10 protein-coding genes are annotated in these 15518 nt (G+C 72.2%); all 10 read left to right on the top strand.

Annotated features, from left to right (window positions below; translation table 11 throughout):
* A partial coding sequence (locus PKD06_RS04050; protein ID WP_324377839.1) for an adenosylhomocysteinase occupies window positions 1-498 on the top strand: 498 nt, incomplete at its 5' end.
* Window positions 499-675: 177 nt separating this feature from the next.
* Window positions 676-3240, top strand: a complete 2565-nt coding sequence (locus tag PKD06_RS04045; protein WP_324377837.1) for a PAS-domain containing protein — start codon at window positions 676-678, stop codon at window positions 3238-3240.
* The gene (gene tsaE / locus PKD06_RS04040) at window positions 3237-4814 is read left to right on the top strand and encodes a tRNA (adenosine(37)-N6)-threonylcarbamoyltransferase complex ATPase subunit type 1 TsaE (protein ID WP_324377835.1); all 1578 of its coding nucleotides are present in this window, start codon (window positions 3237-3239) and stop codon (window positions 4812-4814) included. Before PKD06_RS04045 ends, tsaE begins: the two co-directional genes overlap by 4 nt.
* Window positions 4815-4828: 14 nt before the next feature.
* Entirely contained in the window at window positions 4829-5527 is a 699-nt protein-coding gene (locus PKD06_RS04035; RefSeq protein ID WP_324377847.1) for a nucleotidyltransferase family protein, read from the top strand.
* A gap of 95 nt (window positions 5528-5622) precedes the next feature.
* The gene (gene addB, locus PKD06_RS04030; RefSeq protein ID WP_324377833.1) at window positions 5623-8718 is read left to right on the top strand and encodes a double-strand break repair protein AddB; all 3096 of its coding nucleotides are present in this window, start codon (window positions 5623-5625) and stop codon (window positions 8716-8718) included.
* Window positions 8715-12158 carry a double-strand break repair helicase AddA gene (gene addA, locus PKD06_RS04025; RefSeq protein ID WP_324377832.1) on the top strand — a complete coding sequence of 1148 codons (3444 nt, stop codon included), beginning with the start codon at window positions 8715-8717 and terminating at the stop codon, window positions 12156-12158. The genes addB and addA overlap by 4 nt, the downstream gene beginning before the upstream one ends.
* A gap of 101 nt (window positions 12159-12259) precedes the next feature.
* Entirely contained in the window at window positions 12260-13450 is a 1191-nt protein-coding gene (locus PKD06_RS04020; RefSeq protein WP_324377830.1) for an amidohydrolase, read from the top strand.
* 14 nt (window positions 13451-13464) lie between these two features.
* Complete coding sequence (locus tag PKD06_RS04015) at window positions 13465-14235, top strand: SDR family oxidoreductase (protein WP_324377828.1); 771 nt, start codon at window positions 13465-13467, stop codon at window positions 14233-14235.
* Between the two features lie 2 nt (window positions 14236-14237).
* On the top strand, window positions 14238-14639 hold the full coding sequence (locus PKD06_RS04010; protein ID WP_324377826.1) for a GtrA family protein: 402 nt from the start codon (window positions 14238-14240) through the stop codon (window positions 14637-14639).
* Between the two features lie 209 nt (window positions 14640-14848).
* The gene (gene rpsD, locus PKD06_RS04005) at window positions 14849-15466 is read left to right on the top strand and encodes a 30S ribosomal protein S4 (RefSeq protein ID WP_324377824.1); all 618 of its coding nucleotides are present in this window, start codon (window positions 14849-14851) and stop codon (window positions 15464-15466) included.
* Window positions 15467-15518: the final 52 nt, after the last annotated feature.

The following is a 15518-nucleotide window of genomic DNA, read 5'->3' as shown; positions in this document are numbered from 1 at the left end:
GCCCCGCGCGCCGACATCTTCGTCACCGCGACCGGCAACAAGGACGTCATCACGATCGAGCACATGCGGGCGATGAAGGACCGGGCCATCGTCTGCAACATCGGCCATTTCGACAACGAGATTCAGGTCGCGAGCCTGAAGAACTTCAAGTGGGACAACGTCAAGCCGCAGGTGGACGAGATCACCTTCCCCGACGGCAAGCGCATGATCCTGCTCTCGGAAGGCCGGCTCGTGAATCTCGGCAACGCGATGGGGCATCCCTCCTTCGTGATGTCGGCCTCCTTCACCAACCAGACGCTGGCCCAGATCGAGCTGTTCAGCAATCCGGGCAAGTACGAGAAGAAGGTCTACACGCTGCCCAAGCACCTCGACGAGAAGGTGGCCGCCCTCCATCTCGACAAGGTCGGCGCGAAGCTGACGAAGCTGCGGCCCGACCAGGCGACCTATATCGGCGTCGCCGAGACCGGGCCCTTCAAGCCGGATCACTATCGCTATTGACCTGAACGAATCGAGACCTGTGGCCGCCGGGCCACGCCGGCCGGGGACGATTCATCGTCCTCGGCAATGCTCCGTTAACCACTTTCATCCCGACTCTGCGGCACATTACAGTGAAGCGAATCGTGCGGTGCGGTTGTGAGTGTCCGCCCTCGCGCAACCCGCAAGCGAACAGCCGTGATGAGCCGCACGACCATCCGGGACCCCTTCTCAGACGCGCCCCGCGCGGAATCCGCCCCGCCGCGCGCCTTCGCAGGTCCCGGCTTCCCGCGCCTCGGGATCGCGGGCGCGGCCCTCTGCGCTCCGGGCGCGGCTTTGGCCGGGAGCGGCCCGCTGCTCGCTCCCCTGACGCTCCAGAGCGCCTTCGTCTCCGCGATCATCGTCGGGCTTCTGGTGTTCTCGACCACCCTCGCTCTCCAATCCGTGCGCGACCGCCGCCGGCGCGACGGGATCGAGGCGGAACTCTCGCGCAAGACGGCCCGGCTCCGGGATCTCGAGGAGCGCACCCGGATCCTGCTCGATTCCGAGCGCCAGCTTCTCGTGCGCTGGAACGGCGGCGGCGAGGAGCCGGTGATCGAGGGCGATCCGACCGTTGTCGACCAGGGCGTCAATTCGCGCCGCGTCCTTGCCTTCGGCTCGTGGCTCGCGCCCGAGGATGCCGCGCGCATCGACACGGCGCTGGGCCGGCTGCGGGAGCGCGGCGAGGCGTTCCGGCTGACCTTGCGCACCGCCAGGGGCCGCGTCGTGGATGCCGAGGGCCGCACCTCGGGCGGCGCCGCGCTGCTGCGCCTGCGCGACGTCTCGGATGACCGCGCCGCCCATCTCGCCGCCGCCGCCGAGGCGGAGGCAAAGGGCGGGGAAGTCGCGGCTTTGCGCGGCCTCCTCGATGCGATCGAGGAACCGGCATGGCTGCGCGACGCAAGCGGGGCGCTCTCCTGGACGAACCGCGCCTACAAAGCGGCGGTCGAGAGCGGCGAGGCGCAGGCGGGGGCCGCCACGGTCGAGTTGCTGGACAGCAAGGACCGCGCGGCGGCGGCCTCCTGCCGAGCCCGGAACCGCCTCTATCGCGACCGCGTGACGGCGGTGATGGCCGGCGCGCGCCGCTCCCTCGCGGTGACCGAGGCGCCGCTTCCCGCTCTGCCGGACGGGGCGGCGCGCTCGGGCGGCATCGCCCGGGACGTCACCGAGATGGAGACGCTGCGGGCGGAGATCGCCCGGCTGGCGGAGGCCCATGCACGGGTCCTGGACGAATTGCCGATCGCGGTCGCGACCTTCGACGGGCGCCAGCGGCTCGTCTTCCACAACGCCGCCTATCGGGAGCTTTGGAAGCTGCCGGCGGCCTTCCTCGAATCGGGCCCGAGCGATGCGGAGGTCCTGGACCGCCTGAGGGCCGCCAAGGCCCTCCCGGAACAGGCCGATTTCCGCAACTGGCGCCAGCAGCAGCTCGAAGCCTACCGCTCCACGAAATCGAGCGAGACCTGGTGGCACCTGCCGGACCGCCGCACCATCCGCGTCGTCACCAATCCGAATCCGCAGGGCGGCCTGACCTATCTCTACGACGACGTCTCCGACCGGCTCGACCTCGAGACGCGGCTGAGCGACCTCACTCGCGTCCAGGGCGAGACGCTCGACACGCTGGCCGAGGGCGTCGCCCTGTTCGGGCAGGACGGGCGGCTGAAGCTCTTCAACCTCGCCTTCGCCAATCTCTGGCGCGCCCATGCCGAGGCGCTGAACACCCATCCCCATATCGACTGGGTGATCGAGCTGGCCCGCATCCACGCGCCCGACGAGATGGCCTGGGAGGAGATCCGGGCGGCCGTCTCCAGCCACCAGGAGATGCGCCGGAAGCGCGAGGTCCGCCTGAAGGGGAGCGACGGCCGCGTGATCGACGCGGCGGCCCAGCCCCTGCCGGGCGGCTCGACGCTGCTTACCTTCGCCGATGTCACCGCGCAGGTGAATGTCGAGAGCGCGCTCCGCGAGCGCAACGAGGCGCTGCAATCGGCCGGGCGCCTGCGCGACGAGTTCGTGCACCATATGTCCTACGAGCTGCGCACGCCGCTCACCAACATCATCGGCTTCGCCGATCTCCTGGGCGCCGAGACGATCGGCCCGCTCAACGAGCGCCAGCGCGAATATGCGGGGCACATCACGCGCTCCTCGGGCTCCGTCCTCGCCATCATCAACGACATCCTCGACCTCGCCTCGATCGATTCGCAGACGATCGAGCTGGCGCGCGAGCGGGTCGACATCCGCGCCACCATCACGGCGGCGGCCGAGGGGCTGAAGGACCGGCTGGTCGAGAACGAGCTGTCCCTCGAAATCGACGTGCCGGCCGCGACCGGCACCTTCACGGGCGATTCCAAGCGCGTCCGGCAGGTCCTCTACAACCTCCTCTCCAACGCGGCGGGCTTCTCGCTTCCGGGGCAGACGATCCGCGTCGCCGCCCACAGGACCGAGGATGCGGTCGTCGTCAGCGTCGTCGATCACGGCCGCGGCATTCCGGCTTCCGTGATCGACCGGGTGTTCAACCGCTTCGAGACCCATACCGAGGGCGCCCAGCATCGCGGCGTCGGGCTCGGCCTCTCCATCGTGCGCTCCTTCGTCGAGCTTCACGGCGGGCGGGTCGAGCTGGTCTCCGAGGCCGGCGCGGGGACGACCGTGACCTGCACCTTTCCCATCGAGGGCCGGAGCGCGGCGCAGCTCGCCGCCTCCATCCCCACCGACGATTCCGGCGAGGATTCTTGAGCGAGACGGCGCCGCAGGCCGCCCCCGGCGAGGGCGAGCGAATTCCCCTGCCCGACGAGGCCGCGACCGAGCTTCTCGGCGGCCGGATCGGGGCGGAGCTGGAGCCGGGCGACCTCGTCGCCCTGCACGGGCCGATCGGCGCGGGCAAGACCTCTCTCGCCCGCGCGATCCTGCGCGCCCGGCTCGGCGATCCCGACCTCGAGGCGCCGAGCCCGACCTTCACGCTGATGCAGAGCTACGAGGGTCCGCAGGGACGCGTGATCCATGCCGATCTCTACCGCATCGCCGGTGAGGGCGAATTGGTCGAGCTCGGGCTCGACGAGATGCAGCAGGAGGCCGCGATCCTGGTCGAGTGGCCCGAGCGGGCGCCGCATCTGCTCGACCGCCCCCGCCTCGACGTCTCTCTCGCGCTCGATCCCGGCACGGGCGGGCGCGTCGCCTCGCTCTCGGGCGCGGGGCCCCTGCGGGGGCGCCTCGAGCGGGCGCAGGCGCTCGAAGCCCTCGTCGACGCGGCCGGCTGGCGGGAGGCGAAGCGCCTGCCGATGAGCGGCGACGCCTCGACCCGCCTCTACCAGCGCCTCCAGAAGCCGGACGGCGAGACCGCCGTCCTGATGATCTCCCCCCCGCGTCCCGACGGCCCGCCGGTGCGGCGCGGCAAGCCCTACAGTGCCATCGCGCGGCTCGCCGAGAGCGTCCACGCCTTCGCGGCGATCGACCGGGGCCTCCTCGCCCAGGGCTTCAGCGCCCCGCGCATCCTGGCGGAGGATCTCGATGCGGGGCTTCTCCTCATCGAGGATCTTGGCCCGGGCCTCGTGGTGGACGAGAACGGCCCCATCCCCGAGCGCTATGCCGAGGCGACGCGCTGCCTCGCCGCCCTGCACGCCAAGGCGCTGCCTGCGACGCTTCCGGTCGCGGCGGGACGCGACTACGCCGTTCCGCCCTACGATCTCGACGCCATGCTGATCGAGATCGATCTCCTGCTCGACTGGTATCTGCCCCATATCCGGGGGCGCGAGGCGTCGGGCTCCGTCCGGTCCGAGTTCGGCCATGCCTGGCGCGAGGCGCTGAGCGGTCCGCTCGGCGGGCCGCAGACCTGGACCCTGCGCGACTATCATTCGCCCAACCTGATCTGGCTTCCCGAGCGCCAGGGCCTGGCCCGCATCGGCATCATCGATTTCCAGGATGCGGTGATGGGGCCGCCCGCCTACGATGTCGCCTCCCTCCTCCAGGATGCGCGCGTGACGGTTCCGCCGGAGCTGGAATTGCGGCTGCTCGGCGCCTATGCCGCCGCGCGGCGGGCGGCCGATCCGGCCTTCGACATGGCGGGCTTCGCGGCGCATTACGCCATCATGGCGGCGCAGCGCGCGACCAAGATCCTCGGCATCTTCGCGCGGCTCGACCGCCGCGACGGCAAGCCCCAGTATTTGCAGCACATCCCGCGCGTCGCCACCTATCTGCTGCGCAACCTCGAGCACCCGGCCCTGGCCCGGCTGAAGGGCTGGTACGCCGCGGCCCTGCCCGACCTGTTCCCGGCGCCCCCCGCGCCCCCGCCCGAGCCGGAGACGCATTCGTGACCGTCGACACCGCCATGGTCCTCGCCGCCGGGCTCGGCCAGCGCATGCGGCCCATCACCGACACCTGCCCGAAGCCGCTGGTGCGCATCGGCGGGCGGGCCATGCTCGACCATGCGCTCGGCCGGCTGCGCGAGGCCGGGATCGGGCGGGTTGTCGTCAACGTCCACCATCTCGCGGACCAGATCGAGCGGCACCTCGCTTCCCGCGAATCCCCCGTCGTCACGATCTCCGACGAGCGCGACGCGCTGCTGGAGACGGGCGGCGGCGTGAAGCGCGCCCTGCCGCTCCTCGGGAAGACCTTCCTCGCCATGAATTCGGATTCGCTCTGGACCGAGCGCGGGGACAGCAACATCCGCCGCATGCTGGCCGCCTGGCGCCCCGACGGGATGGACTGCCTTCTTCTCCTCGCGGCCCGCGACAGCCTCGGCTATGACGGGCGGGGCGATTTCCACCGCGACGCCGCCGGCCGTCTCGCGCGCCGGGCGCCGGGCGAGGGGGCGCCCTTCGTCTATGCCGGGGTCGGGATCTTCAGGCGGGAGAGCTTCGCCGATACGCCGGACGGCGCCTTCTCCCTCAACCTGATCTTCGATCGCGCCATCGCGGCGGGTCGGCTCTTCGGCCTCGTCCTCGACGGCGAATGGCTTCATGTCGGCACGCCCGAGGCCATCCCCGCCGCCGAGGCGCGCCTCGCGGCCCGTCGCGCGGCGGCCTGAAAGCGGCCGGGATGACGGGAAGGGCCCGCCTCACCTAAAGACATTTCGGGTCCCGCTCGATTCGGCGCGGGTCTTCCGATGAGGTCTCCTCGCCTTTGCGCGCGCCCCGCGTCTTCACGATCCCGGCCGGCACGCCCTTTCTGCCCACCCTCGCCGAGGCGCTGCTCGACGGCACGCTGACCGGAGGCTGGCCCGAGGGGACCGGGCTCGCCGATGCCACGATCTACCTGCCGACGCGGCGCGCGGGCCGGGCCTTCGCCGCGCATCTCGCGCAGCGGACCGGCAGCCGCGCGCTGCTGCTGCCGCGGATCGTTCCCCTCGGCGATGTGGACGAGGACCTCTTCGAGCCCGGCGGCCAGGCCCTGCCGCCCATCCCGGCCGGCGAGCGGCGCCTCATCCTCGCCCGGCTCGTCCAGAAATGGGCCGTGAGCCTCGTTCGAGAAACGGGCGGCACGCGCCTCGCGCCGCCCGACGCCGCCGCCGACGCGGTCGCGCTGGCGGCAGAACTCGCCACGCTGATGGATTCGCTGGCGACCGAGGGCGTCGATTGGGACGAACTGGAAAGCCTCGTCGAGACCGGCCATTCGGCCTATTTCGCCAAGACCCTGTCCTTCGTGCGGATTGCGTACGAAAACTGGCCCGCGATCCTCGCCGAGCGCGGCGCCGCCGATCCGGCCCGGTGCCGCCACGAGGGCCTTCTTGCCGAGGCGGAAAGGCTGGAGCGGAAGGCGCCACGCGCGCCCATCGTCGCGGCCGGCTCGACGGGCTCGGTGCCGGCCACGGCCCGGCTCCTCGCCGCCATCGCGCGCCTGCCCCATGGTGGGCTGGTCCTGCCGGGCCTCGATACCGAACTGGACGAGGAAGCCTGGGCCTCGATCGGCGGCCGGGACGGGACCGAGGAGCCCGAGAGCGGGCCCCTCTGGGGGCATCCGCAATGCATGATGCGCCGCTTTCTCGCCGGTCCGCTCCGTATTGGGCGGGCGGATGTGCGCATGCTGGGTCCGGTCCTGGAGCCGATCCATCCCGTGGCGGCGCGGCGGCGGATGATGTCGGAGGTGATGAGGCCGGCTGCGAGCACGGAAGCCTGGTCGCGATCGCCGATCGAGCGCGATATCGCCGCCACCGCCGGCTGCGAGGGCCTCGTGCTGGTCGAGGCGGCGGACGAACGCGAGGAGGCCCTCGCCATCGCGCTCGCCCTGCGGGAGACGCTGGAGGAGCCCGGCCGCACGGCCGCGCTCGTCACGCCCGACCGGGCGCTCGCGCGGCGCGTCGCCGTGGAATTGCGGCGCTGGGGCGTCGAGATCGAGGATTCGGGGGGCGCCCCCCTCGCCGAGACCCCGGCCGGCCGCCTCGCCCGCCTCGCAGCGGAAGCTGCCGCCTCCGATTTCGAGCCGCTGGACATGCTGGCCCTCCTCGCCCATCCTGCGGTCACCCTCGGCCTGCCGCGTTCGCAGGTCGAGAGGGCCGCGGCGGCTTTGGAGATCGGCGTGCTGCGCGGGCCGGCGCCCGGACCGGGACTGTCCGGCATCGCCGCCGCGCTCAGGCTGCGGCGGGAGAAGGGCAGCCGGCACGATCCTCTGCCGCGGCAGAACCTCGCCGCCACCGATTGGGACGTGGCGGCGGACCTCCTCGACCGGCTCGTCGCGGCCTTCGACGGCTTCGCCGATGCCGCTCCCGAAGCCGAAAGGAGTCTCGTCGCGCTCGCTGCGCCCCATGCGCAGACGGTCCTCGCTTTGGTCGCGGGGGCGCAGGAGGAGGTGGCGGATCGCTCCTGGGGCGAGGTGCTCGGCCTTCTCGACGAGCTTTCGCTGATGCCCGCCCATGCGGCGATCCGCGGCCGGTTCGGCGAATATCCGGCCTTCTTCACGACGCTGGCGCGCGAGCGCGTCCTTGCGCCCGATCTCCATGCCGGCCATCGCCGCGTGAAGATCCTCGGGCTCCTGGAGGCGCGGCTGCTCGAGGTCGATCGCGTCGTGCTGGGCGCGCTCGACGAATCGATCTGGCCGCCCACTGCCGAGAACGACGCCTTCCTCAACCGCCCGATGCGGCTGAAGCTCGGCCTCTCGCCGCCCGAGCGGCGGATCGGGCAGACGGCGCATGATTTCGCGCAGGCCCTCGGCATGCCCGACGCGATCCTGACCCGGGCGAGGAAGCGCGACGGCCAGCCCACCGTCCCCTCGCGCTTCCTGGAGCGGCTGCGCGCCTTCGTCGGCCCCTCGGCCTGGCGTGCCCTCGGCGAGCGCGGCCGGCTCTATCTGCGCCTCGGCGCCGAACTCGACCGCGCCGAGCCCGAGCCGCCGGCCCCGCGCCCCGCGCCCCGGCCAGGACCGGAGCGCTTCCCGCGCAGCCTCAGCGTCACCGAGGTCGAGACGCTGATCCGCGACCCCTATGCGATCTTCGCCCGGCGCATCCTGCGCCTGTCGCCGCTCGATCCGATCGGCGCGCTGCCGAGTCCGGCCGAGCGCGGCACGATCCTCCACGGCATCCTGGCGGACTTCGCCGGCGCCCATCCGGGGGCCCTGGACGGGCGGGCGGAGGCCGATCTCCTGCAACGCGGCACCGACCGCTTCGGCGGCCTCGCCGAGGCTTACCCTGAGCTTTACGCGCTGTGGTGGCCGGATTTCCAGCGCATCGCGCCCCATCTCCTCGCCTGGGAGAGGGAGCGGCGCGCCATCTTCGGCCGGCGCTTCCTGGAGCGGGACGGAAGGCTCGACATTCTGCTCGCGCAGGGGGATGTCCTGACCGTTCGGGCGAGGGCCGACCGCATCGAGGCCGACGAGGCGGGCGGGGCCGCCATCGTCGATTTCAAGTCGGGGCGGGTGCCGACGAACCGCGTGGTCGCGGCCGGCTTCTCCCCCCAGCTCACGCTGGAGGCGGCGATGCTGCTCGCGGGCGGATTCCGCGACGTGCCTGCTCCCGCGGAGACGCCGGGGCTGCATTACGTCAAGCTCGGCGGCCGCGCGCGTCTCCTCGCGCGGGGGGTCGTGCCGCGGAAGGGGGGGGGCTGGCGCGCCGCGCTGTCCGGGCCCCAGGTGGCGGGCCTCGCCGGTCTCGCCCGCCGCTTCGCGCTCGAGGGAGCCGGCTATCTCTCCCGGCCCTATCCGCAATATGCGCTCTCCTATTCGCCCTATGACCATCTCGCGCGGGTGGCCGAATGGTCGCTGCGGGAGGATGAGGAAACCGGGCCGTGAACGAGCGTTTCGTCGTCCCGCCCGATGCCGCCGCCGCCCAGCGCGCCGCCTCCGATCCCGCCTCCTCGGCCTGGGTCTCGGCCAATGCGGGAGCGGGCAAGACCAAGGTCCTGACCGACCGGGTGATCCGCCTGATGCTGGCGGGCTCCCCGCCCTCGCGCATCCTCTGCCTGACCTTCACCAAGGCGGCGGCGGCCGAGATGACGATCCGGGTCTTCGAGACACTCGGCGACTGGGTGACGCTCGACGATTCGTCCCTGTCCGACGCCCTCCAGGCGCTGACCGGCGAGAGGCCGAGGCGCGTGCTTCTCGACCGGGCGCGGCGGCTCTTCGCCCGCGCCGTCGAGACGCCGGGCGGCCTCAAGATCGAGACCATCCACGCCTTCTGCGAACGGCTCCTGCATCTCGTGCCCTTCGAGGCCGACGTCCCGGCGCGCTTCGCGGTGCTGGACGACGCCCAGGCCGCCGACATCCTGGCCGAGGCGCGGGGCGCGGTCCTCGTCGAGGCGGCGGGAACGCCCGGGATCGGCGAGGCGCTGGACAGCGTCGCCTCCGAGGCGTCCGGCGACGGGCTGATCCAGCTTCTCGCCGAGGCAGTGGCCTCCCCGCTTCTCCCCTCCGGGCCCGCCGCGCAGGAGGCCGCGCTCGCCGCGCTCCGGCGGGCCTTCGGCCTCTCCCCCGAGGAGACGCCGGAGGCGCTGCTCCGGGCCATGGTCGAGGACGGCATACCGCCTGCGGAATGGCCCGCCATCGCCGACGAGTTGGACGAGACCGGGCAGGCGCAGAACCGCGAGCGCGCCGCGGCTTTGCGGCTCGCCCTCGTGGCTCCGGGCCTCGAGGGCCGGGCGGAGCATTACAGGTCGATCTTCTTCACCGACAAGGGGAAGCCCGCGGCGCGGCTCGCCACGAAGAAGGTGCCCGAGGACCTCAGGATCCGCCTCGAAGAGGAGCAGGGGCGCCTTGTCCTCGTGCAGGAGCGCCTGCGCGCGGCCGAGGCGCTGGTGCGCACGGGGGCCCTCTACCGGCTCGCGGGAGCGATCCGCCGGCGCTACGAGGCGCTGAAGCGGCGGCTCGGCGCGCTCGACTTCGCCGACCTGATCGAGCGCACCCTCCGGCTCCTCGAAAGCGGCGCGGCGCCCTGGGTGCTCTACCGCCTCGACCGCGGCATCGACCATGTCCTGGTCGACGAGGCGCAGGACACCAATGCCGGGCAATGGCGCATCCTGCGCCGGCTGACGGAGGACTTCACGGCCGGGGCCGGACGGCCGAGCCGGGGGCCCCGAACCATCTTCGCCGTCGGCGATCCCAAGCAGTCGATCTATTCCTTCCAGGGCGCCGATCCGCGCCTGTTCGAGGAGAGCCGGCGCCATTGGCTCGGCCTGCACCGCTCGGCGCGGATGCGCTTCGCCGATATCCGGCTCGGCCTGTCCTTCCGCTCGGCCCCGGCGATCCTGAAGGGCGTCGACGCCACCTTCCGCGTGACGGCCCACTTCCGCGGCCTCTCCTTCGAGGACAACGTGACCGGGACCGTGCACCAGAGCGCGCGGCCCCGCGCCCCCGGCCAGATCGAGATCTGGCCGACCCTCCTGCCCGCCCCCAAGGGCGCCGATCCCGATGCCTGGTCGCTGCCGGTGGACCTGCCCGATCCGGGCTCGCCGGCGCTCGCGGCGGCGCGGCGCGTCGCCTGCGCCGCGCGCCATTGGATCACGAGCCCCGACCCGGTGACGGGCCGGCCCTGGCGTCCCGGCGAGATCCTGATCCTGGCGCGGCGGCGCGGGCCGGCCTTCTTCGCGGTCATCCGGGCGCTGAAGGCGAACGGGGTGCCCGTCGCGGGGGCGGACCGCATCGACATCAACCGGCAGATCGCGGTGAGCGACCTCGTCGCGGCCGGGCAGGCGGCCCTCCTGCCGGGCCACGACCTCGCCTTGGCGGCGGCGCTGAAATCCCCTCTCGTCGGGCTCGACGACGACGATCTCGTCCGCATCGGGGCCGACCGGCCGGCGGGCGCCTCCCTCGAAGCGGCGCTCGAAGCGGCGGCCCCGGCCGATCCGCGCGCCCGTACCGCCTTCGAGACGCTTCGCGGCTGGCGGGAGGCCGCGCGCCGCCACGGCCCCTTCGGCTTCTATGCGATGCTGCTCGGTCCGGGCGGAGGGCGGCGGCGGCTCGTCGCCCGGCTCGGGGGCGAGGCGCAGGATGCGATCGACACCTTCCTGTGCCGGGTCCAGGCGGCGGAGACGGCCCTGGAAGCGCCCTCGCTCCTCGCCTTCCTGTCCCGGTTCGAGGCCGCCGGGCACGTCGTCAAGCGCGATCCCGAAAGCCGCGCCGACGAGGTGCGGGTGATGACCGTGCACGGCGCCAAGGGCCTGGAGGCGCCGCTCGTCGTGCTGCTCGACGGCTGCGAGATCGGAGGGCGCGATCCGCGGCTGATCGCAGTCTCCACGGAGGAGGGGCCGCTGCCGGTCTGGGCGCCGCGCAAGGACGACGACCCGTCCCTCCTCGCCGCGGCGCGCGCGGAGCTGGGCGTCCGCGCCCTGGAGGAGCATAACCGGCTCCTCTATGTCGCCCTGACGCGCGCCCGCGACCGCCTCGTCCTCGTGCCCTATACGGGCCAGCGCGCCGGCGAGCCGGAGGAAGCCTGGTGCGCCATGGCGCGGCGCGGCCTCGCGGAGGCGGCGATCGCGCTCACGCCGGTCGAGATGTCCTATGGCCCGGCCGAGCTGTACCGGGACGGGGAGGCGGGCGAGGCGGCCGAGACCGCGCAGGCCCTCGCGCCTGAGATCGTCCCGCCCGATTGGCTGCGCCGGGCCGCCCCGCCGGAGCCGGAGGCGCTGCCGCCCCTGCGCCCTTCCAGTGCGCTCGGCGCGGCCGACCGCGCGCCGGCCCTGCGGCCGGCGCCTGCCGAGCGCGCGCGGCGGCGCGGCATCCTGATCCACGCCCTCCTCGATCATCTCGCGGGCCGGCCCGAGGCGGCGCGAGCGGAGGCGGCGGCGCGCTTCCTCGCCGTCCGCGCCTTCGCGCTCGATCCGGCCGCGCGCGAGCGCATCGCGGCCGAGACCCTGGCGCTTCTGGCCCATCCCGACCTCTCGATGCTCTTCGGGCCGGGCTCGCGCGGCGAGGCGGCGGTCGCGGGTGTGATCGGCCAGCCGGGGGAAGAACGCGCCGTATCCGGGCAGATCGACCGGCTGGCCATCGGCGATTCGCAGGTCGTCCTGGCCGATTTCAAGACAGGCGCGCCGCCGAGGGACGGCAAGCCGCCCCGCGCCGCGCTCGCGCAGGTCGCGATCTACGCTGCCCTCCTTGGTCGGATATATCCCGGCCATGGGCTGCGCGCGCTTCTCGTCTGGCCGGAGGGGCTGGTCATCCAGGACCTTGCGCCGCATGTCCTGGAGGAGGCCCTGCAGGAGGTTCTGGGACGCATGCGGGCAGGCTCGCCGGCATGAACGCCTGCGTTCCACGTTTTCGCCGGCGCGGCCCCGGTTCCTCGCATGAGCCGGGTCCACCTCGTGCGAAAATGCGCTAAGCCACTTTCCCGGAGACCGTCATGACCCATCCCATCCTCAGCGAAATCGAGCCGCTCGCATCCGAGCTGACCGCGATCCGGCGGGACATCCACGCCCACCCGGAAATGGGGCTGGAGGAGACGCGCACGGCGGCCCTCGTGGCGCGGGAGCTGCGTGCGGCCGGGCTCGACGTCGCCGAAGGGGTCGGGGGCACGGGGGTCGTCGGCACGCTCCGGGGCAGCCGGCCCGGCAACCGGGCGATCGGCCTGCGGGCCGACATGGACGCGCTCTCGATCGCCGAGCAGACGGGCCTGCCCTATGCCTCGACGGTGCCGGGCACCATGCATGCCTGCGGCCATGACGGGCACACGACGATGCTGCTCGGGGCGGCCAAGGCGCTCGCGGCGAAGCCCGATTTCGGCGGCACCGTTCAGTTCATCTTCCAGCCGGCGGAGGAGGGCCGCGGCGGGGCGGTGAAGATGCTGGAGGACGGCCTCTTCGAGCGCTTCCCCTGCGATGCCGTCTACGGGATGCATAACGGCCCCGGCCTGCCGGCGGGGCAGTTCCGGCTGCGCCCTGGCCCGATGATGGCGGCGGTCGATTTCTTCACCGTCACCTTCCATGGCACCGGCGGCCATGGCGGCTCGACGCCGCATCTGGCGACCGACGTCACCATCGCCCAGGCCCATTTCTGCCTCGCGCTCCAGAACGTCGTCGGGCGCAACGTGCCCGCCATCGATCCGGCCGTCATCTCGATCGGCTCGATCCAGGGCGGCTCGCCGGCCTCGCCGAACGTCATGCCCGCGCAGATCGTGATCACCGGCACGGTGCGCACCTTCTCGGAGAGCGTGCGCGAGCTGATCCGCCGCCGGATGGGCGAGCTGGCGCAGGCCCATGCAGCGGCGCAGAACTGCACGGCGAGCGTGGAATATGGCGGCTACACCAATACGCTCGTCAACGATCCCGACCATGCCGCCCGCGCCTCCCGCGCGGCCTCCCGCCTCGTCGGCGAGGAGGCCGTGGACGACAACGCGCAGCCGATCACGGGAGGCGAGGATTTCGCCGACATGCTGAAGGCGAGGCCGGGCGCCTTCATCTTCATCGGCAACGGCGTGAAGGAGGACGGCTCCTTCCACGCGGTCCACACGCCCCATTACGATTTCAACGACGACATCATCCCCCTCGGCGTCGGCTACTGGGTCTCGCTCGTCCGCCAGGAGCTGGGGGCCTAGCGGCCCTGTCCTCCATGGCCGATCCGCGCTGGATGGTGATCACGGGCGCTTCGAGCGGGATCGGGGCCGAGATGGCCCGGATCGCAGCCGAACGCGGGCGCCCGCTCGTCCTCGTGGCGCGGCGCGAGGAGCGCCTGCGCGCCCTCGCCGCCGAACTCGCCCCGAAGGTCGCGACCGAGATCGTCGCGCTCGACCTCGAAAGGCCCGAAGGCGCGCTCCGCCTCGTCGAGGAGCTGGGGGCGCGCGGCATCGTGCCCGAGACGCTGGTCAACAATGCCGGCTTCGGCCTGCGCGGCCGCTTCGCCACCATGTCCTACGAGGACCAGGTGGCGATGGTGGAATTGAACGTGACGACGCTCACCCGGCTCTGCCGGCTCGTGCTCCCGGGCATGATCGAGCGCCGGCGCGGCGGGATCGTCAACGTCGCCTCCATGGCGGCCTATCAGGCGATCCCGTTCATGGCCGTCTATGCGGCGACGAAAGCCTATGTCGTGTCCCTGTCGGAGGCTCTGCACGAGGAGGCGCGGCGCCACGGCGTCGTCGTCACGGTCGTCTGCCCCGGCCCGACGGCGACGGAATTCACCCTGCGGGCAAATGTCGAGAAGTCGAAGATGTTCTCGACCGGCTCGATGTCGGCCGCCGAGGTCGCCCGGCTCGGCCTCGACGGATACGAGAAGGGGAGGGCGGTGGTCGTGACCGGCGGGCGCAACCACCTGATCGGCATCGCTTCGAAGCTCCTGCCTCGCCTCGCCTCGCGCCGCGTCGCCGGCTGGATGCAGGGCTGAGGATGCGCCGCCTCGCGCGCCTCGGCCGCCAGTTCGGCACCTTCTTCCTCGTCGGCATCGTGGTGACGGCGACGCATTACGCCATCCTCGTCGCGCTGGTGGAGGGGTGGCGGGCGGACCCGGTGCGGGCGACGCTCGTCGGCTATGTCGTGGGCGGCATCGCCTCCTATCTGCTGCATCGCCGCGTGACCTATGCCAGCGACCGGCCTCATGTTCAGGCGACCTGGCGCTTTCTCGTCGTCTGGCTGGTCGGGATGGGCCTCACCTGGGGCTTGATGGCGCTCCTGGTGCGGAGCTTCGGCACGCCCTATCTCCTGGCCCAGCTCGCGACGTCGGGCCTCGTCCTGTTCTGGAGCTTCGGCGCCCACAAGATGTGGACCTTCCGAACCCCGCCGGTCGCCTGAGAGCAGTCCTTTCGGGCGTCTCCGGCCATTGACCTTGGCGCCGGGGCCGCCTAGAGAGCCGGCAGCGCGCGGCCCCTCGGCCGCGCGTCTTGTTTCACGCGACCCGCGGGCCGGCCTCGAAAGCCGGTCCTGTCGCCCGCCCCGCAAGGGGAGGGAAAGGAGGGCGCGATCCTGCCCGCCCGCGCGGGCGCCATTGAGAGGATACGCGAATGTCGAAGCGCATCACGGCGAAGCACAAGCTCGACCGCCGCATGGGCCAGAACATCTGGGGCCGCCCGAAGAGCCCCGTCAACAAGCGCGAATACGGCCCCGGCCAGCACGGCCAGCGCCGCAAGGGCAAGATGAGCGACTTCGGCACGCAATTGCGCGCCAAGCAGAAGCTCAAGGGCTATTACGGCTCGATCACCGAGAAGCAGTTCCGCCGCTACTATGCGGAGGCGATCCGCATGAAGGGCGATTCGGGCGAGAACCTGATCGGCCTGCTCGAGCGGCGCCTCGACGCCGTCGTCTATCGCGCCAAGTTCGTGCCGACCGTCTTCGCGGCGCGCCAGTTCGTGAATCACGGCCACATCAAGGTGAATGGCGTGCGTGTCAACGTTCCCTCCTTCCTCGTGAAGGCCGGCGACGTGATCGAGGTCAAGGAAGGCTCCAAGCAGCTCGAGCTGGTGGTCGTCGCCCAGTCGCTCGCCGAGCGCGACGTGCCGGACTACATCGTGGTCGACCCGTCCAAGATGACCGCCACCTACAACCGCATCCCGACCCTCGGCGAGGTGCCCTATCCGGTTCAGATGGAGCCGAACCTCGTCATCGAGTTCTATTCGCGCTGAGCCGCGGCTCCCGCAAGAAGACATGAAGAAAAGGCCGCCCCCCGGGGGGGCG

The sequence above is a fragment of the Enterovirga sp. genome (assembly GCF_035325185.1).
Classification (GTDB): domain Bacteria; phylum Pseudomonadota; class Alphaproteobacteria; order Rhizobiales; family Beijerinckiaceae; genus Enterovirga.
Note: the sequence above shows the minus strand (reverse complement) of the source record. Positions and strands in the feature narration are given on the sequence as shown.